The sequence below is a fragment of the Bacillus sp. AL-1R genome (assembly GCF_052180195.1).
GTDB lineage: Bacteria > Bacillota > Bacilli > Bacillales > Bacillaceae_G > Gottfriedia.
Genome location: NZ_CP197469.1, coordinates 287,593 through 307,747, shown reverse-complemented (window position 1 = coordinate 307,747; position 20,155 = coordinate 287,593). Strand labels below are relative to the sequence as shown.

Genomic DNA, 20,155 nt, shown 5'->3' with positions numbered 1-20,155 from the left:
GAGTAAATAAAAAGAATCTACATAATTATGGTCATCTTTAAATAATACATTCAATCAGTCACTAACGACGTAAAATACAGTGAAGTTTCCTTGTCAAAAATATAGATATATTGTGAAGTTTGAGTTAAAACTGAAACATTATTAAATTCTATAAAGACACCTAAAAAATTAACTACTTTAAGAGAATTAAACAAAAATCTACAATAAAATTATAGAGTTTTATTGCGATAACCAATTTTTACAGAAAAAAACAAAAAAGCCCCTAAATAAAGGAGCTCCTACTCAAATAACATACCAACCCAATCCTAAAGCATCCTCGCCAAGATGCGTTCCAATTACTGGGCCAAAATATGAAATTTCTATTTCAACATTCGGATAAGTTTCACTAAGTTGTTGGGCTAATTTTTTTGCATCTTCCTCACGATTTGAGTGAATGACGACTGCTTTCATTTTTTCGCCTTTTGATGCAACTTCGCCAAATAAATCTGTGATCCGTTTCATTGCCTTTTTTTCTGTTCGGATTTTTTCAAAGGCCACAATTTTTTTGTCTACAAATGTTAGAATAGGCTTTACTTGCAGCAAACTTCCAACAAATGCTTGCGCACTTGAAAGTCTTCCTCCTCGTTGTAGGTGATCTAAATCAAAAACCATGAAGTATGCATTGGCAGATTGTTTTATTTCATCTAAACGCTCAACGATTTCAGTTGGTCTGGCACCTTTCTTTGCCATTTTCGCAGCCTCAATGACATAAAAGCCTTGGACCATGCAACTAATTTCCGAATCATAAGCGAAAACTTCTAAGTTATCTATCATTGAACTAGCGGATACAATACTTTGATATGTTCCACTAATTCCGCTTGATAGAGTGATTACAACAACAGCCTCATATTCTTTTGATAACTGTTCAAGTTTTTCAATAATCATACCATATGCAGGTTGTGAAGTCTTTGGAAGTTCCTTTTGTTCACGGACCTTGAGGAAAAATTGTTCGGCTGTAATTTCAACTTCTTCTTGGTAGGATGCATCTCCGAAGATTACATTAAGAGGCAACATATGTATATCTAAAGAATCTCTAACTTCCTTTTGGATATAAGATGTACTATCTGTAACAATTGCAGTTCTCATTGTCATATCCTTTCTTTTATATATAGTAACGTTTAACTATGTATTTATTGGTTTAATTTTACACAACTAATTAAGCAAAATCATTGTATTTCATTCTCTTTACTCTGAGCCATTTCGACAATTCTGTTGAACTTAGAAAGGTTTATTATACTTAAAAGCCTATTTATTGAAAAGAAAAATTGGGCATTTTATTCATCTTCGTTTATCAAATTTATTATGTACACAAACTAAAACAGAGTACCGCTCATTCGATACTCTGTTTTTGGCATCTTACTATTTCACTTCTACCCAAGCGTTACGAATTGCCGTTACTACAGCATGAGTACGGTCATTTACTTCTAATTTTTGCAAAATATTACTTACATGATTTTTAACAGTTTTTTCACTAATGAAAAGGGCTTCACCAATAGCACGGTTACTTTTACCATCTGCTAACATTTGAAGTACTTCACATTCTCTTCTAGTCAGTAAATGTAATGGACGGCGCACTTCTACTTCGCGAGATTTAAATAATTGTTCTTTAAGTGATAGCCTTCTAAATTCTTCTACTAGGTTGTGGGTAATCTTCGGGTGTAAATAGCATCCACCTTTTGTAACGACTTTAATCGCTTCAATTAGTGTATCTGAGTCCATTTCTTTTAATAAATAGCCTCTTGCACCCACTTTTAGGACATGTGTTACATATGATTCATCATCATGGATTGACAAAATGATTACTTTGGCTTCAGGATATTTTTCTAGTAATGCTTTTGTAGCAATTACTCCGTTCATTGTCGGCATGTTTATATCAACAATAAATACATCTACTTGATGTTCATCCATGATACTTACAACCTCTGTACCATCTGAACCTTCAGCCACAACATCAAAGCTTTCTTCAAAATCTAGGATTCTCTTAATTCCTTCACGAAATAGTTTATGATCATCTACAATTGCAATTCTAGTTTTCATTTCATTACTCCCTCTGTTCATTGTTCTAGTTTGCTAATCTATCGAAATTTGTAGAAATTGTTATTTTTTTCAAATTATAGTATATTTTACCATATGCTATTAACGGTTTCGACGCAAATCTCCCAAAACACGAAATAAAGTTTTACTTTTAGAAATTTTCAGACGCTTCATTTTGAACTACCATTTCTACCATTTCTACCATTTCTATTTCACTCTCTATTTCTACATTTAAAGTAATTCTAATTGTCGTACCAATGTTTAGTATCGATTCGATTATAAAATCTCCATTCAATAACTCGACGCGTTCTTTCATTCCTTTTAATCCAAATGAGTTTTCTCTTTGGTTTTCTCCAACAGGAAATCCAACACCATCATCCTGAACAAAAACATTAATTTTATTTCTTAAAAACTCTAATCTTACAAAAATTGTTGTTGGATTGGCATGCTTACACGCATTTTGAACTGCCTCTTGGATGATCCTAAAGATCGCAATTTCTATTTTTGAATTAAGTCTTTTTTCGTTTTGCCCACAATATTCAAATTTAATTTCAATATGCTTATACGACTCAAGCGATTTTAAATATTTATTAAGGGCTGGAACTAATCCTAAATCGTCTAATGCCATTGGGCGTAGGTCATATATTATTCTTCTTACTTCCCCTAGTGCACAACGGACTTGTTCCTTTATATCACCTAGTTCCTTTTTTGCATCTTCTTCTGTTCTTTGGCGATATGTTTTGATTAAATAATCTGACTGCATTAATATACTGGCTAACGTTTGGGCAGGCCCATCATGTATTTCGCGTGATAACCTTATACGCTCTTCTTCCTGAGCTTGTATCAATTGAAATCCAAATTCTTGTTTTCGTTTTACATCCTCAAGTAAATGACTAACCTGCTTAAAGTCTGTATTAAGGTAATTTAGAACAATTGAAATACGGGCAATTAACAATTCGGCTTTTTGTAGTTTCTCTAACAAAGTCTGAAGTTTATTTTCTAACTCTTTTCTACGATGGTTTAGAACTTTTTCTTCCTTTAATGAAAGAAAATACTGTTTTTGGAGATTATTAGCAGTTTCATATGCTGCCTTTACATGGGATTCATACCTATTTTTCTCCCCATCTACTTCAGTTAATTTTTTGCGTGCCTCTCGAGCTAATAAGTCTAATCGAACCGTATTTTCAACCTTTTCCACTACTTGTAATTTTACTTCTTCAAGCGCTACTCTTAATGTCTCGTATTCAGAGCGAGTATCTTCAACTATTCCAAACACATGGGACTTACTATCTATAATAGATGAGAGCATATTATCCATGATTTCGTCTAGTGTCTGATTGTCCATTTTCCTAGATGACATTCACTTTTTCCCCCATTAGCCTATTACTATATGACTAATAAATTTATGTATATTTCATATTATAATGTAATTAGGATTATAATTGTACAAAAATTTGAAATAAGCTAAAATTTTTATATTTTCCGATTTAACCCTTATATTACCAATGTATATTGGTATTGTATTATAAGTTTTAAAAAAAACAACCATTCTATAACATCCTTAACACAATGTTAACAAGTGTTACAACTATATTACAATCGACCTAAAAAAAAGCTGATTCTCATAAAAGAATCAGCTTTTTACCTATTTATTGATTGGTACTATTTTCATTTTCAGAACTACTATCCGAATTAATTGAATTTGTTGTGTTAGTTGCAGGTGGCTTTTCTAAACCTAAGTGTACACGGAATTTGCTAGTAATTTCCCTTACACTTTCCTCTTCAGGAACATAATAGTAAATACCATTAATCGTAGCATCATGACCTTTTATTTTTATTGTTTCTAGATCATTTTCATTGATATTAGGTAAATGCTTCGCAAGTGAAATACCGCCGCTTAGTTTCATGTTCGTACTAATATTATTACTAATCACTTTCGCGTATTTATCCATTTTCACGATTGTTTCAGGTGATTTTAATTCCTTTAAGATCGATTGAATTACTTGTTGTTGTCTTTCTTCACGCCCAAAATCACCACGAGGATCTCGTTTACGCATACGAGAATATGCTAATGCCTGCTGTCCATCTAAATGCATCGGACCTTTTGTAAAGTAAAGCTTTTTCCTTGGTGAAGTATCTGTATTTTCCCAGAAATCAAAAGGTACTTCTACATCAATCCCACCAACTGCATCAACTATATTTTTAAAACCATTAAAGTCGACTGTAACGTAATAATCAATTGGTACATTTAAGAATTGCTCAACTGTATCAACTGTTAATTGTAAACCACCATATGAATATGCATGGTTTATTTTAGTTTTTCCATCATGTCCTGGGATACTTACATATGTATCACGAGGAATACTCATTGTTTTAATTGTTTCTTCTTTTGGGTTAAAGGTAGCAAGGATCATCGAATCAGTTCGTCCACCTTTTCCGCCAGTTGAATAGTTTTCAATCCCTAAGAAGAGTATTGATATTGGATCTTTTGATATTGTAACTTTTTCATTTCTTAAGTTTGATGAAATGTCTTCACCTTTTGTTGCTTTATTTAATTCAAGATATGTTCTAACGCCTTTATATCCTACAAAGATTAAGGCTACAATAATGACTAGTAATAATACCCTAGCAATTAAGCCTCTCTTTCTCTTTCTTCTTCTCTTGGCCATTTTTCGAGAATGATTATAATTCATATGTTCGAAGAGACCTCCTTTAAAGTTAGTATGATTGTTCTATTTGAAATTAATCAAAAATTAACTATTTATAATAGCTAAACTACTACATGTATTTAACAATACTTTCATTTATATGACAACTACCATTTGTTAACTCAACGATCCAGTTTTTGAAGCTATCTACTTCATCAACCTTAATCCATAGTTCAAAGCTTACTTCTTCCATGTGGCTAACATTTTCTAAATGATAATGCGAGTTACGTAATGCGAATTCTACTTTACCTAACAATTTATAATTAATCTTTATGTTTATTACTTTAACTAATGAGCGCTCAACAATTCCAACAGTGTTTAACCCTTCACTGACTGCTTGTCCATATGCACGAATCAAACCTCCTGCTCCAAGCTTTTTACCGCCAAAATACCTTGTTACAACAACAACAGTATCTTTTAGACCTCTTTTTTTCAAAACTTCTAACATTGGCACCCCAGCAGTACCACTCGGTTCGCCATCATCATTGGCTTTTTGAATCTCATCATTTTCACCGATTAAATAGGCTGAGCAATTATGCGTAGCATCAAAATGCTTTTTTTTAATTTCTGAAATGAATCGTTGTGCATCAACTTCAGTCTTCGCTTCATTTATGTAACAAATAAATTTCGATTTTTCAATCTCAATCTCATGACTACCAAAGCCACTAACAGTGAAATAATTCGCTAGCATTTAACACCTAACCTTTCGACTAAATTAAACAAAATTTTTTCGACTCACTTCAATATATTACTACAATTATTCATTCCATTCCTTAAAAAATACTAAAATTCTTCATAAGTAAGTATTTACTGACTGGATTTTATAAAGTAACATAGGTAATAATGCTTAAAATCAGTTTGAAAACATTAAACAGCTAATGTCATTAACCAATTGTTCGAATCATTTCTCAGTAAAATTTTCAATTTCATCCGAATATTAAACACTCTATTACTTTGCATAAAAAATTTGGAACAGAAACTGATTCCACAGATTTCTACTCAATTTAAATTAAAATGAATGAAACTAAGTGATAAATACATTTCATTTTTCGTCATATTCAACAATGTCCCCACTAATTTATTTGTTTTTTCATTTAATAATTATTCTGCTTACCCCTTTTAAGTAAAAATATTAGAATTATATTTCTTCTCCGATAATAAGTTTAATAATGCGGCAATTAAAACTAAAGTGAAAGTGTCTTCCTTTAGGACTACATAAATAATAAAATTGCGCTCACCAAATTTAATAGCAATATAAAAACAATGAAAAGTGCTAAACGAAGAAATATCAATTAATAAGGGAGTTGATATTTAAAAGAAATACAAATTTACTTACGATTTAAAGGAAGGATAAAATAGCTAAATTTATTCATAATAAATTATATGGAGAATCATCAAAATATTGTTATTACATACCAAGTTACAATACAAAGGTAATCCTTATAACAAAATGCGTTTAGTTATTTCCTTACAATAACGTTTGATAATGCGTATAAAGTATAAAGGCAAATATGCGGGTACTAATTCCTTTGGAAAAGTACTAATCAACTCAACGTATTTTTCCACTTGCTTTATGTCAAAATAATAATACCTAAAAAGTCGACCTGGATAAGAATTTGATCAATTACTAATTATTGTAATGCCGATTAATAAATTTTACTGCACACACTATAAGTGTAAGGTACCCTTGTGAACTTTTTATGTGGAGTAATTAGCTTGTAACATAAAAATAATTTGATTTTTTTCTGCTAACATTTATAATTGTTATGATGTTATAAAACGTAAACGTTATACATTAGGACATGTTGCAATACACTTGCAAGAATGGGCCTAAATTATAAACTGGGGTGTTTAAATGGCCTTACAGAATACTCAACAAAAAGTTGAAAGCCGCTATTCCATTCAACAACTTGAGTCATTAAAAAAGAAAAGTATTTTTTATTCATTTATAAAAAGAACATTGGATATAGTCTTTGCGTCGCTCGCGTTTGTTACTTCTTTACCATTTGTATTGTTCTTTATCGCATTAATTAAAATTGATTCTCCTGGTCCTGCTCTTTTCATCCAAGAACGAGTTGGATTAAATGGGAAAATTTTTAATATTTATAAGTTAAGAACAATGCGTATGGATGCAGAGGTAAATGGACCACAATGGGCTAGTACAGACGATCCTCGCATTACAAAACTAGGTCACTTTCTGCGAAAAACTCGTATTGATGAATTACCGCAGTTTGTCAATGTCTTACGTGGAGATATGAGCCTTGTTGGACCTAGACCAGAAAGAGCGTTTTTTTTAGTCAAATTTAATCATGAAGTACCAGGCTTTACTAATCGCTTAACAGTCAAACCAGGATTAACTGGATGGGCACAAGTGAATGGCGGGTATGAATTAACACCAAAAGAGAAATTAGCCTTGGATTTACATTATATTGAACATCAATCAATCATGTTGGACATTCGAATTATGTTTAAAACCATTAAAGTTGTCTTAACCGGTGAAGGTGCTCGTTAATGAATGTAAGAAAAGTTTAGAATTCTCTATACTAAAAATTAGAATAGTTTAGCAAAGGCCTTTTTCTCACATGGGAAAAGGCCTTTTAATTTCTTTAAAATTAAATTGAGTCGATTAATAAAATATATTTTAAAGTAAAAAACATTTTAAATTCCGAAAATTACCCACAATTTCAGAAGTTTATTAACAATTTGTGGATAACATTTAATACTTATCCACAAACCAATTGTTTATAAATTAATATAAGCAACTAAGAAATATAAAGATACGACAAAATTCTTCTAAAATGAAAAAAGTTACACCTTTTTTCCTGTCGATAAGTATTAAATTTATTCACAAGTTATCCACATATTAAAAACAAATTGCATTCATTTTAAACATATATTTTGTAAAAACAGATGATCGATTACTAATTGATCGAGCATCTTTCCACTAAGAACTAGTAAAAACAAAAAAATGCAATGCAATAAGAAAAATACTTATCACATCACATTTTAATTATTTTACAACTTTAATTGTACGAAAATTTTTGTTTCCTGATTTATCAATGGCATAAACCTTTAAATATGTGTTTGCTTTCTGTACTTTTATTGTAACAGAAAATTTACCACTTGAATTCACCGAGCTTTGACCTATTAATGTAGTACCTCGATAAACCTTCACTGAAGCATATTTCTCAGCACTACCTGTTACAGTTTTTGATTTTGAAGTAATTTTATTAACAACAGGAAGAGCTGGTGGTGTTTTATCTAAGACTTTTAAAGACTTTGTAGCACTTACATTTCCGGCTTTATCCGTAGCAGTTACGCTAACTGTCGTTCCACTTTTTTGTTTTGAAATTGTAAACTTATAGCTTTTATTCGATGCGGCTATTGTGCTTTTTTGAAACTTGCCATTAAGATATAGTTTAACTGTAGAACTTGCTTCTGCTGTTCCAGTGATAGTAGTTGATTGATCTGAAACTGTATTCATTGTTGGTGTTGTCGGTTTCGTTTTATCGATCGTAAACGTGATTGTCGTTGTATTACTTTCTTCATCTTTTACAACTAAAGTGTATTTGCCTGGTTTACTAACTATTTGACCATTTTTAAATACTGCACCATTTAATAAAGCAGTACCTTCATCAAATGTAATCTTTACGTCTTTATTATAAGAAATAGTATTTTTAACCCCAGTTACGATTGGAGCTACAAAATCTTTCTTTTTGGCAATATATGAAGAAGCAATATAGCCCGATGTTTTTCCATCAGTTGATTTTACTGGGAACCAAACAAAGTGATTTAAGCTACTATTTGGTTCAGTATATTTAAATTCTCCATCAATAACAAATACTTTATTTAAAGCTTGGGATGTATAAGAAGATGAAGTATTCGGTTGAGTTCTTAGTTTTGTGCCAGCTGTTGTTACTTTGACGATATCACCTTTTTTTAATAAATAAGCAGATTCATGTAATCCACTTGTCATTGTATAGTTCAATTTATTAAATTTTATACTTTCGTTTAGGTTTGGATCATAACTAAAATCATCATATGCAAACGGATATTGAGCAAGTTTTGTACTTCCTAATAAACTTTGATCCTCAATGATTTTAAACACTTTATCTTGGTAAGTTTCCCAATTCCTTATGATTAAATGACCATCATTTCTTTTCAAAGGACTATTCACGGGCATTGTACCGTTATACGCCATAACAGGAAAATACCAGTTTTCGATAATTCCTCTGCCCGCATCCTTTATTTTTGGTAATGATGATAATTCATACTTCTGATTAAGAATAGTAACACCTGTCTCAATATTATATACGATGTCATTTTTTAATTTCTCTAACTTTACCGTATCAATGTTTGGATCCGTTACTTGCATAATTCCAATTCCATTATCAAAAGAAATTACCGGTTGTCCTTTTTCATCAAATTGTTTCCAAGATGATTCTTTCATTGCGATTGATTTTACAACCTCAGGTGGAATATTCTTACTTAATGCCGCATTCGTTAATAAACAGTTAATTTGTTGAGTAGATGGATTTACATTTTGTTTAATTTCTCCCATTTGTAAACATTTAGTAGACCAATCCGTTGCTGCTGATGCTTTTCCTGCAACTAAGCCAATGGAAAGCGTCGCTAATAGGCCTACTTTTAACATTTTTAATTTCAAAATTTCACTCCTCCCCAATCTACTTAAATAGTTTTCTATTTTTCATTGTATCATATAAACATACTTTTCTTTAAAACTAGTAAAAAAGTGACTCACACGGAGTCACTTTTTTTATTTTAATTCTTGTTTAATATAGCTTGAAGATATCCATCCAAGGCTTCCATCCTCTAATTGGATTTTAAACCATTTTTTTGTACTATCCATCGCTAAAGTACCATCTGTATTTAAAACAATACTTACATAAGTATTAGCGTTCAACGTATCAATTATATTGCTTCCAGTAATAGTTGCAGATGAGCGTAGGTTTACACCACCTGTTGTTCTACCTAAGTTTTTAACAGATAAAGTTTGGCTATAAGCATTTAATTTGATACTGTTTGTCCAAAAAACATTCCCATCAATTGATAATTTAATCCAATAATCATTTGTTTTTTCAAGCAGAAGGAAGTCAGTACCTGCTGCTATCGATTTGACTTTAGCCGTGTCTCCCTTTGCAGCATATAGATCGATGTTTCCTTTTGTAACCGCTTGGATACTAGCAGGGAATACATCACTACCAACAGGAGTAGATGGACTGCCTGGAATTATAGTATTCGGTTGAGCTTTATCATAGTACGCTTTATCAAACGGTAGTATTTTTTGCATATGTTGAGCAATCAAAATACCCCAATTCGGATCAGTCGCGTAATAAAAATTCATTCCTTCACTCGCTGGATCAATTCTTACATTATTCATATCTTTTGTACTAAATCCAAGATATGCACCATGATATTTCCAGTTACTTGGATTTAAATAGGTTGATTTAATTGAGCGTGCAATATACTCTACGTTTTCTTGTACACTCATAAACTTGTAAGATGCTATATATGGTGTTGCATCATATGAACCAAAGCCAAATAAGTTATTTTTTCCTAAAGAAATTTGAGACTTACCAAATCCACTTTCATGAATGGCATGTGCTGCTAAATAAAGTGCATTTACACCGTACTTATTTCCAGCATCAACAAATAATTGACCTTGACCAGTCAGAATACTTTTAACGCCACTTGTCACATTACTAGCAATATAGTTATTAATTTGCGTAGCAGTTACAGGCGAAGGTGTACGCAAATCAATAAACTGATAGCTATCCCTTGATGTCATTGGATCACCAGTTTTTACTTGTTTGATATATGTTCCTGATACATATCCCGTTTTCCCATTGTAACTAACCTTATACCAGTTGTTAGAAGTTTTATCAGTTGCAATTAAAACCATATTAACCGGAATTACTATAAGTAATGGAGAAGAAGCATCATAAGTTTGACGTAAATTCAATTCTGAAGTCGTAATATATGTCGTATCTGTTATATTTGTGATCGTCACGACATCGCTTTTTTCGAAATCTACCGCTTTTACATATCCATTTATATCGTTATATTTCACACGGTACCAATCACCAATTTTTTCGCTAATCGAGATAACTGTATCTTTTGGAATTTGAGTAAGTTGTTTCGATACATTGCCGAACGATTCGTATAAATAGGTTGCATTAAGTGTTTTATAATTTGTAGCAGTAAACGTTGTGAAGCTATTTGCAGTTACATCTTCACTTTTAACATAAAGATTTTGCCCATTATAATTAATTTGGTACCAAATCTTCCCTACCAAATCTGTCGCTTTTTGAGTTGAAGCAAAGCCATTATCTTCACTAACTGTAGTTACTACAGGTTTTGTCGCATCTGGAGTTGCATATAAGTTAGTGACTGCTTTCGTAAAATAATATGCAGTACTTGTTGTTTCATATTTTATTTCATTTGCTTTCGTAAAATTACTGATATAAACATAACCTGTTTTTCCATTATACGTAACGTTATACCAGTTACCAATTCGTTTAGATGATGAAACTATGGTACCAATTGGTATTTGTGCTAGCAGTTTAGACGAATTTCCAAATGATTGATATAAACCAGCCATTTTAATTGCTTTATACTTCGTCGTTGTAAATGTTGTGAAGCTATTTGCAATTACATCCTCACTCTTAACATAAAGATTTTGCCCATTATAATTAATTCGGTACCAGATCTTCCCTACCAAATCTGTTGCTTTTTGAGTTGAAGCAAAGCCATTATTTCCACTAACTGTAGTTACTACAGGTTTTGTAGTATCTGGAGTTGCATATAAGTTAGTGACTGCTTTTGTAAAATAATATGCAGTACTTATTGTTTCATATTTTATTTCATTTGCTTTCGTAAAATTACTGATATAAACATAACCTGTTTTTCCATTATACGTAACATTATACCAGTTACCAATTCGTTTAGATGATGAAACTATGGTACCAATTGGTATTTGTGCTAGCAGTTTAGACGAATTTCCAAATGATTGATATAAACCAGCCATTTTAATTGCTTTATACTTCGTCGTTGTAAATGTTGTGAAGCTATTTGCAATTACATCCTCACTCTTAACATAAAGATTTTGCCCATTATAATTAATTCGGTACCAGATCTTCCCTACCAAATCTGTCGCTTTTTGAGTTGAAGCAAAGCCATTATTTCCACTAACTGTAGTTACTACAGGTTTTGTAGTATCTGGAGTTGCATATAAGTTAGTGACTGCTTTCGAAAAATAGTATGCAGTACTTGTTGTTTCATATTTTATTTCATTTGCTTTCGTAAAATTACTGATATAAACATAACCTGTTTTTCCATTATACGTAACGTTATACCAGTTACCAATTCGTTTAGATGATGCAACTATAGTACCAATTGGTATTTTCGCTAGCAGTTTAGACGAATTTCCAAATGATTGATATAAACCAGCTATTTTAATTGCTTTATAATTTGCCTTAGCAAAAGTAGTTACAGCACTTTTTGTAACATCTGAGCTATTTACATACAATGTTTTACCATTATAACTAACACGGTACCAAGTCTGGCCAATGCTATTCACTATGTTTTGAGTACTACTAAAACCATTATTTGACGCTACTGAATAGACTGCAGCTTTTTTTGTATCAGGCGTTGGATATAGCTTAGTCGTTTTATTTGTAAAATAATAAGCAGTCGCTTGAGTAGTATATTTATAGTATTCCTTTAAATAAGTACCACTTACCCAACCAGTTTTGGAATTATAAGTCACCTTAAACCATTTACCATTTATTTGTGTTGCAGTTATTACTTTTCCTTTTGGAATAGTCAAGATTGACTTATAGGTTGTACCTGCACCCTGTCTTAAATTTAGACTTGCTGTCGTTTGATACTTTGTTTTAATGTTTATGATTGCTGCACTCGCTTTTAATCTTTCCAAGCCAATATTAGGACAGGATATGCTGGATGTGCCTACTAGAATACCTGTTGATACCAAAAGAACTCTTCCTATTTTTTTCATGTATTTAACTTCCCTTTCCTACCTCTTTTACATTTAAAACGTAAAATAAAATAATCCAATTCTATTAAGCTACTAAAATTAATAAACTATAAATTTTTTAAAATTAAAATTAATAAAAAATTAATCCTAAAGTTAAGTATAAGTCATAAAATGTCGGAAATTGAAATATTTTTTATATTTATTATATAGGTAAAAAAAGGGAATTGTTATATTTTATCGAAACGACAACTATTTTGTAATTAATTTGACATAATTCAAAAAAAAAAGTTAAAAAGTCCATAAAGAAGACATTTAACTCTTCTCCATGGACTATGGTTTTCCTACTATATTATGTTTAAGCGGAACTAGAATCTCGAAGTACTTTGATTTCTTCATTACTTTTTGACTATATGTGAAGTCACCATAACAATATGGATATCTGAAATTTTTCTTATTATTATTACACGTATAAAGCTCAGGATTCTTTTCTACCATCGATAAGGAATAGGTTTTAGCAAGTTGATCTGAATGTTTACCTCCATGTGTTTTTACAAAATCAATATAGGCAATTCCCATATTGTAACTTTGTATGATGGTTTGTAAATCAACGCCTTGCTTTTTACCATAGGAATACACATCTATAAAGTGTGAGACACCTTGTTGTATGCTTTTTGAAGTATCTTGTATACTATCCTTTGCAAGGCCTAGCGATTCTGAAGCTTGCATAGGATCTGTTCCTTTCCCCTTCGTTTCTTGCATCATTAGTCCTAGTAATAAAGGGGTGTAATCTTCTAAATTTGACGTCTTTAATTCATAATAAACTTGTGTTTCATACTTCAGTACATCCTGGAAATAATAACGATAAATCGCAAATAATCCAATAATTGACATCAGAAGTATAAATAAAAGAAGTCTTTTAATAAATTTCCACATTCTATACTTTTCCATTACCTCCAAACATTTCTCTTTAATACATTATAACGAATATTCCTATTTAAAAAAGCTATGTGTCAAAACTACATATATTTGACATTAAAATGTGAAAAAAGAAATATTTCTTATTATAAACATTTAATAGAATTGTTCTTCTTTTGAAACCTAACCTAATAAATGTAAATCCTCTAACTTTAAATCAACAAAAAAAAGAGTCCAACTTAAATTAGACTCTTTTACTATCATTTATTTTATTTCTTTTACTCCTACTATACGATCCATTTTTAATTCATCATTTTCTCTTGAAAAGTGGTAAGTAATTTCAAATGATTTCATTTTAGTCTTACCATGTTTATCAGTTATCTCATACGACTCATTTGTTGTAATAATCATACCCGTATCATCTTGCTTTGAATTTTTCATAGAAAAGCTTATGAGTTTTTGCGTTGTACCTTTTTTCTTAATTTTGTCTTGATATTCCTTAGACTGTAAGAATGCTTGGCCATTTTGATTAAACAATCCGTTAATTAGTTGCTTTTCTTCTAAATCAGAAGAAGGCTTAGGACTAGGTAAATACTTATCAAAAAATCGTTTAAGCCCTGCAAAGAAACCATCGTTTTGTTTCTCATCCTGGTCTTCAACTGGCATATCAAACATTAAATCCACATATTTCCCTGTAATTGGAACATCATCCGTTTTAAATAATTCACCATTCTTTTCAATTTCAGCGTGAACTACTGTTTTACCATTTAATAAAAACGGCCCAAAGCGATCTAGTTCACTTACTTTTTGCCCAGTATCTTTTCCATTTACAAAAAGTTCTGCCTCAGGTTCGTTTGAGTAAATTTGGACATAACTAACATTAAAAGTTAATTCCTGAGATAACTTATTTTTTGATGCTGAAGAAAAATCGATATCAACAGCATCCTTAACATCACTATAAATACCTTTATATGAAACAGCCATAGTGTACTTTCCAGGTAAAATTTTATGGTATGTTGTTTCGTATTCGTCTTTTTTTAAATGGATAATATGATTATTTAATTTTAACTCAATGTCATCAATTGGCGAAGAAATCTTTAATTCGAATGGCTGAGCACTTATTGAATACGTTTGATAAATCCCTAAAAATTTACTACCTTTACTAATTGATAGTACATAATTTCCACGCCCATCTATTAACTTACTATTAATCACCTTATTATCTTGAATCATATCGTCTAATTGATCTAATACATTATAGCTATTCAAGTAATCCATAAATGCGATTACTGACTCTTCATCTAGAGATGCTGCAGTACCACCTTTTTGTAATATCTGTGTTACTTCTTTATAATTATTATCTGACACTGCTTTATCAAAAATCTTTACTATTCTTTCTGGTGAATTTAAGTATTTTAATGTTAAATGTGTAATTAAGATAGCGAATATTGGTATTAAAATAAACATCCATTTTCTTTTAAAACTAGGTATTCGTTTTTTTCTCATGGTTCGTATACCCGCTCTTGACAAGGAATTTTGTTCTCTTAATTGAGTTTCCATTTATTTTTAACTTCCCCTTAAATTTTCATTCTATCTAATGCTTGTTTCTACCATATAAAATGAATCTAAATAAATACTTTAAAAAAGTAGACTATAGTCTATCATACTATTTTTTATTTAAAGGGTAAAAAGAAATTTTTTTATAAGATAGTGGAAGTAACCCTAATTCATAAAGGGGCAGAATTATCAGATGGATGGAATGACAGCAAAGGAAGTAGTTAAGGAAAGCGGAGCTATGAAAATGATAAAAAGCAAAGTTCATTAATCACTGAACTTTGCTTTCTTGTTAATTAATTAAAGAAGGTACTGTTGAATTTCCAACTATTCTCTTGATTTAATTAAATTTAAATTATATTTTTCAATATCATTAAGTTCTCCGCCATATGCAGGATTTGGTTTATACCAAGACTTAGAAGAAAAATAAATCGTCAAGTCGCTTGATTTAAATACCAAACCATGTCTAGCGAAAATTTCATTTCGAGCTAAACGCAATTCATTTCGAGCTAGTTTATTTAGATCTGCACTCGTTAGTTTTCTACTATTACTATCTGGTAAAACGTAATCTGTTGATTGCTTCTCTTCTTCGGTAACTTTTGTTTCCTTTTTAGTCGTTTCTTTAGCAACTTCCTTAGATTTTGTTTCAGTCGTCTTTTCACTCTTTGTTTCTTTTTTTACGACCTTTTTCGTTTCTACCTCTGTAGAAGCATTTTTTGGATGAAAATTACCTTCATTCATTATTTTTGGGTAAACATAAAAAATTGCTGTAGCACCTATTATAAGTACCCCAGCTATCGATATTATTAATGAAAAGTATCGTTTAATACTAAAACCATCTTCCTTATTCTTAAGTTTTCTATGTTCTGAACGACTTTCAACTTTGTTTTCTTCCTTATTAGCCAAAATCTTTCACTCCTCTATTACAGTTATAAATAGATACACTTATCATATTATCTAATCTATTTGCTTAAAATCCAATTCTTTTAATAGAAGTTTAATACGTTGTTAACACAATTGAAAAGACCTATTTTAAAAATACTATATTAATAAATAAAAAATCCCTATCCCCACAGAGGAATTAGGGACATTCTCTATTAGTTGAATAAAAAAAACAATTTATTATTTTAAAAAGCATGGCATTAAGTGCTAAATTTTTATATTAGACTGAACATTTAGAGTATTTACAACAATTGATTGAGGGGATACACTTAAGACAGTATCAACAAGATGTCCAATTCAACCATTTAAATATGAAGGATTTACTCTGTTTGAACATACTAATAGCTAAAGTACAAAGAGAAATATCAGCAAGTCTTGCTTCAGCATTTCAAGAATGATCTTGTCCACAGGGGGTAGAAAAACAAAATGTTATCATCGATTAAGCGTTTATTACAAAAGGGAAAAGATTCAACAGTCTCATCGAATGAATTATTGCAACAAACATCTACTGATCAAGCAGTTCAAGTTGAAGAAAATGAAGTGGTTGAAATTCATCCTAAAATTTCATTCCATCCATTAATGCATATTGAAGATGAAAAGCGTTATGTCTATCAATTTTTAAATAATGAGCTTTCTCCTTTAAAACCAAATCAATTGTCATTATCTGCAATTGAACTTGAAACGAATGATGATGGAAGTGCAACTGTTACAGCATTCGTTCGCAACAGTTTAGAAAAATTAGTTCGTTTAGAAGATGCTATACTATTATTGATTAGTGAAGAAGGTGAACTATTAGCAAGAAAAGGATTTAGATTGGAAGAACTTGGCGAAATGCCTCCTTGTAGTAGCCGCCCGTGGCGCTTCGTATTTGAACGAGAGTATTTACTAAAAGAGGACTTGCCTGAAAAAGGATTTGAATTAGCATTTGATTTGTCAAAAACTATTCACAGATTAGATATCGATCCATCATGGGAAGGCCGACTTACTGAAGAACAAATTGCAGAATTAAGCAATCTTGTAAATTCTTTACCTAAATTACGCATAAATGAAGTAAGTTTACACGCTTTACGAGCGAGCTATAATGAAGAAGGAAACTTAGGAGTCAATATTTTAGTTCGAAATGGTTCAACACAAGCAGTTAATCTAGAATTACTACCACTAGAAATGTTAAATGAGAATGGTGAAATAATTGCGAAAGGTTTATTTACCTTACCTCCATTAACAATCCAGGCAAATACGAGTAAACCATGGACATTTATCTTCCCTAAGGATCTAATAGAGATAAATACGTTCTCGCAATGGACAATTAGAGTACCTGATCAAGAAGTTATTTAAAGCATAATTAAGCTAAAAGCAGGATTTATGATCAAATAGGATCTTAAGGCCTGCTTTTTGTATTCCCTTCCCCTGCTAAGCCTATTTATTAGAAGAATATCCTTCTATTAATTCCTTAATCATCATTAACTTTTCTTCATCTGATTTTAGCTTGTATTCTACTTTCTGACTTAAATACATACTAATAATCTTTGAAGCTTTACTGATTTGTTTATCAAAAATGTAATAAGAAATTGGTAATGTCCTCTCTTCCCCATTCCTAAACTGAATCTTTGTTTTTCTTTTTTCTTTTATATATTTATTTATTTGGATAAAATTTAACCATTTGCAAGATATGTTATTTTGAGAAGATGTAGGAATCATAATAATTGATAATGTGGGATTAATCATAAGAGGAATCTTTTTCATAGTTGGATATTTACTTTTTACGACTTCGAGATGGCCTTTAATAGATTGATTATGATAAAGGGCGGATTCATTCAAGATTGCTTTCATTGGTCGTCTTGAATAGATTACTCCTTTGTCTTTATCTGTTATTTTGGTTAAATACTCTGGATGTTCCGCAGCTTCAATTAGCATTGTTTCATAAGATACAACATAATCTAATTTCGACATAGACGTCTCCTTTTTAGGATTTTTTACATTTCGATTATATCAAAATTATCTTCCCGCATTTTTGAAACTTCTATGACGAGTTAACCAGTGATTTAGTAAACTTTACCTTCCTTTAAAAATACTAATAATTATATTTTCAATCGATTTTTCCCAGTAAATTTAAAGTTTTAATTTCAATACTCAACTTTCTCTCTATTTCATTTATTCTTAATTGATATTTCCAGATATGATATATTTCCTATTTTTTTATATAGTTACTTCACCGCGGAATAAACAAAAGGGCATGCCTTTAAGAAAGGCTATAAGCATGAAGCGTAGTGAAGAACAAGTAGATTATCAAGTAATTTCAGGAAAATTAAAGCCAAGTACATTCGAGGAATGCTTAAACCAGTATTCCCGAATGATAAAAGCAACGATGAAGAAACTGCATATCTATAAAAACTTTGATGAATATTATCAAATTGGTCAAATAGCATTATGGAGGGCTTACCAACAGTATCAAACTGAGAAGGGCAGCTTTTCAAGTTATGCTTTTATTACAGTGAGAGGCTATTTATTAAATGAGCTATCCAAAGCAATTAAGTATGATGAACAAATTGTAGCATCTGACCATGGTGAAGATTTAATCTATTTTGATGAATCATTTTCACTCGTTAATTTTACAAGTTTGCTAGATGGGATCTCTCCCTTACAGAAGCAAATCCTAATAAAACGTTTTTATTATAATCATGAATTTCCTCAAATTGCAAAAAGTTTAAATATGAAAGAATCTAGCGTTCGGTCTAGTTATCGTTATGCATTAAAAAGATTAAGAAACTCAAAATAAAATAGATTTCAAATCTATCTAAAAAAACTATTACTTTTCTACTACTTTTATAATTTTCAAAGCTATGCCGTTTTGAGTAAAAACTTCTCACACTTTTTTAACATTCTCTACTGTTTACCTATTCTGTAACATTATATTAAAATTACTAAATTTTACCAATCATTTTTGTGTTTCGACATATTTTTTAACAAATGTCGAAATGTTTTTTTTGAAATTTTTTTCGTTTATTTCAAATATGAAAAAACACCTTGATTTATCTAATGTTTTTAATATAATTGAAATATTATTAATATTATTGTTTTTTTTGAAATTACAAATTCCTACAAACTATGTAATTGATTCATTATATAATTATTATATAAATTTTTTAAAAATTATAATAAATCAACCGAAACTCTCTCTAGAAAAAGGCAAACCAATTGAGAGATTGGGACGCAAAGCCACTGATCTTAGTTGTAAATATAGAGAAAAAGCACTAGTTCACTGTATTTTTTAACTATTAAACGAACTAAGAAAGCAGGGTTACCTAGGTATTTTATACCTTAATTTTAGGAGGCTATTATTCATGTACAGTGAATTGGAAAACCATTCTGCCGAATTAAACTGGATCGACTTACTACTAGAATGCATTGAAGTAGGCATAAGTCCTGATGATGTGCGGGCATTTCTTTACAATTGCGTTAAAGATTCATGTCAAAACTAGGAGAACTACTTCCTACTATGATATACTTTTTGTAATAGTCAAAAAGATATGGAGTAGCTTATATGATTGGAGAACGAATTAAAAAACTACGTTTACAACATGGAATGTCACTTACAGAGCTTGCAGAACGTGCTGGTATCGCAAAATCCTACATAAGTTCGATTGAACGAAATCTACAAAGCAATCCTTCAATTCAAGTACTTGAAAAAATTGCTGGTGTCTTCAATACAACGGCAGAAAGCCTCCTGAAAGATGATATTGATCCATCGAAAATTATTGATTCTGAATGGATGGATATCCTTCAAGAAGCGATTAATTCAGGTATACCAAAAGATGAATTATTAAAGTTTATTGAGTTTAATAAGTATAAGCAAGGCAAATAAACCTTCAACTTAAAATGTTTCCATTTTAAGTTGAAGGTTTTTTTCCGACAAAAATTAAGAAGGGCGCACTTCAAACATAAGAGT

General features: G+C 30.8%; 16 protein-coding genes and 1 riboswitch. Of the genes, 5 read left to right on the top strand and 11 right to left on the bottom strand.

Features of this window, described 5'->3' with window-relative positions:
• Positions 1–282: 282 nt before the first annotated feature.
• The 5 genes from ACSBO6_RS01370 to ACSBO6_RS01350 form a co-directional block, all read right to left on the bottom strand.
• On the bottom strand, positions 283–1,125 hold the full coding sequence (locus ACSBO6_RS01370) for a DegV family protein (RefSeq protein WP_498844049.1): 843 nt from the start codon (positions 1,123–1,125) through the stop codon (positions 283–285).
• 273 nt (positions 1,126–1,398) lie between these two features.
• Positions 1,399–2,076, bottom strand: a complete 678-nt coding sequence (locus ACSBO6_RS01365; RefSeq protein ID WP_098845491.1) for a response regulator — start codon at positions 2,074–2,076, stop codon at positions 1,399–1,401.
• A 148-nt stretch (positions 2,077–2,224) separates the two neighbouring features.
• Complete coding sequence (locus ACSBO6_RS01360) at positions 2,225–3,433, bottom strand: sensor histidine kinase (protein WP_498844048.1); 1,209 nt, start codon at positions 3,431–3,433, stop codon at positions 2,225–2,227.
• 289 nt (positions 3,434–3,722) lie between these two features.
• Positions 3,723–4,766, bottom strand: a complete 1,044-nt coding sequence (locus tag ACSBO6_RS01355) for an LCP family protein (RefSeq protein ID WP_098845489.1) — start codon at positions 4,764–4,766, stop codon at positions 3,723–3,725.
• 85 nt (positions 4,767–4,851) lie between these two features.
• Complete coding sequence (locus ACSBO6_RS01350) at positions 4,852–5,472, bottom strand: YigZ family protein (RefSeq protein WP_098845488.1); 621 nt, start codon at positions 5,470–5,472, stop codon at positions 4,852–4,854.
• A 1,164-nt stretch (positions 5,473–6,636) separates the two neighbouring features.
• Here ACSBO6_RS01350 and ACSBO6_RS01345 point away from each other — a divergent pair.
• Positions 6,637–7,293 carry a sugar transferase gene (locus tag ACSBO6_RS01345; protein ID WP_498844047.1) on the top strand — a complete coding sequence of 219 codons (657 nt, stop codon included), beginning with the start codon at positions 6,637–6,639 and terminating at the stop codon, positions 7,291–7,293.
• A gap of 498 nt (positions 7,294–7,791) precedes the next feature.
• On the opposite strand, the gene ACSBO6_RS01340 is transcribed toward ACSBO6_RS01345, so the two are convergent.
• The 5 genes from ACSBO6_RS01340 to ACSBO6_RS01320 all read right to left on the bottom strand — a co-directional run bounded on the left by ACSBO6_RS01340 (position 7,792) and on the right by ACSBO6_RS01320 (position 16,173).
• Positions 7,792–9,447: an Ig-like domain-containing protein gene (locus ACSBO6_RS01340; RefSeq protein WP_498844046.1), complete on the bottom strand. Its 1,656-nt coding sequence runs from the start codon at positions 9,445–9,447 to the stop codon at positions 7,792–7,794.
• Positions 9,448–9,558: 111 nt separating this feature from the next.
• Complete coding sequence (locus ACSBO6_RS01335) at positions 9,559–12,819, bottom strand: SH3 domain-containing protein (RefSeq protein ID WP_498844045.1); 3,261 nt, start codon at positions 12,817–12,819, stop codon at positions 9,559–9,561.
• A gap of 309 nt (positions 12,820–13,128) precedes the next feature.
• On the bottom strand, positions 13,129–13,746 hold the full coding sequence (locus ACSBO6_RS01330) for a lysozyme family protein (RefSeq protein WP_498844044.1): 618 nt from the start codon (positions 13,744–13,746) through the stop codon (positions 13,129–13,131).
• 231 nt (positions 13,747–13,977) lie between these two features.
• Entirely contained in the window at positions 13,978–15,219 is a 1,242-nt protein-coding gene (locus tag ACSBO6_RS01325) for a TcaA 3rd/4th domain-containing protein (protein WP_142339197.1), read from the bottom strand.
• A gap of 375 nt (positions 15,220–15,594) precedes the next feature.
• Positions 15,595–16,173, bottom strand: coding sequence for a YARHG domain-containing protein (locus ACSBO6_RS01320; RefSeq protein ID WP_098845484.1), 579 nt, complete (start codon positions 16,171–16,173; stop codon positions 15,595–15,597).
• Between the two features lie 462 nt (positions 16,174–16,635).
• On the opposite strand from ACSBO6_RS01320, the gene ACSBO6_RS01315 reads away from it, so the two are divergent.
• Entirely contained in the window at positions 16,636–17,544 is a 909-nt protein-coding gene (locus tag ACSBO6_RS01315; protein ID WP_098845483.1) for an accessory Sec system S-layer assembly protein, read from the top strand.
• Positions 17,545–17,625: 81 nt separating this feature from the next.
• Here the strand turns inward: ACSBO6_RS01315 and ACSBO6_RS01310 are convergent, their stop codons facing one another.
• On the bottom strand, positions 17,626–18,159 hold the full coding sequence (locus tag ACSBO6_RS01310) for a competence protein ComK (RefSeq protein WP_098845482.1): 534 nt from the start codon (positions 18,157–18,159) through the stop codon (positions 17,626–17,628).
• Positions 18,160–18,466: 307 nt separating this feature from the next.
• Here ACSBO6_RS01310 and ACSBO6_RS01305 point away from each other — a divergent pair, with 307 nt between their 5' ends.
• From ACSBO6_RS01305 to ACSBO6_RS01295, 3 genes are all read left to right on the top strand, one after another.
• Positions 18,467–18,985: a sigma-70 family RNA polymerase sigma factor gene (locus tag ACSBO6_RS01305; RefSeq protein WP_180232877.1), complete on the top strand. Its 519-nt coding sequence runs from the start codon at positions 18,467–18,469 to the stop codon at positions 18,983–18,985.
• 399 nt (positions 18,986–19,384) lie between these two features.
• Positions 19,385–19,515, top strand: a riboswitch (cyclic di-GMP riboswitch).
• Between the two features lie 35 nt (positions 19,516–19,550).
• On the top strand, positions 19,551–19,688 hold the full coding sequence (locus tag ACSBO6_RS01300; protein WP_180232946.1) for a hypothetical protein: 138 nt from the start codon (positions 19,551–19,553) through the stop codon (positions 19,686–19,688).
• Positions 19,689–19,750: 62 nt separating this feature from the next.
• Positions 19,751–20,071, top strand: a complete 321-nt coding sequence (locus tag ACSBO6_RS01295; RefSeq protein WP_098846541.1) for a helix-turn-helix domain-containing protein — start codon at positions 19,751–19,753, stop codon at positions 20,069–20,071.
• The last annotated feature ends 84 nt before the right edge of the window (positions 20,072–20,155 follow it).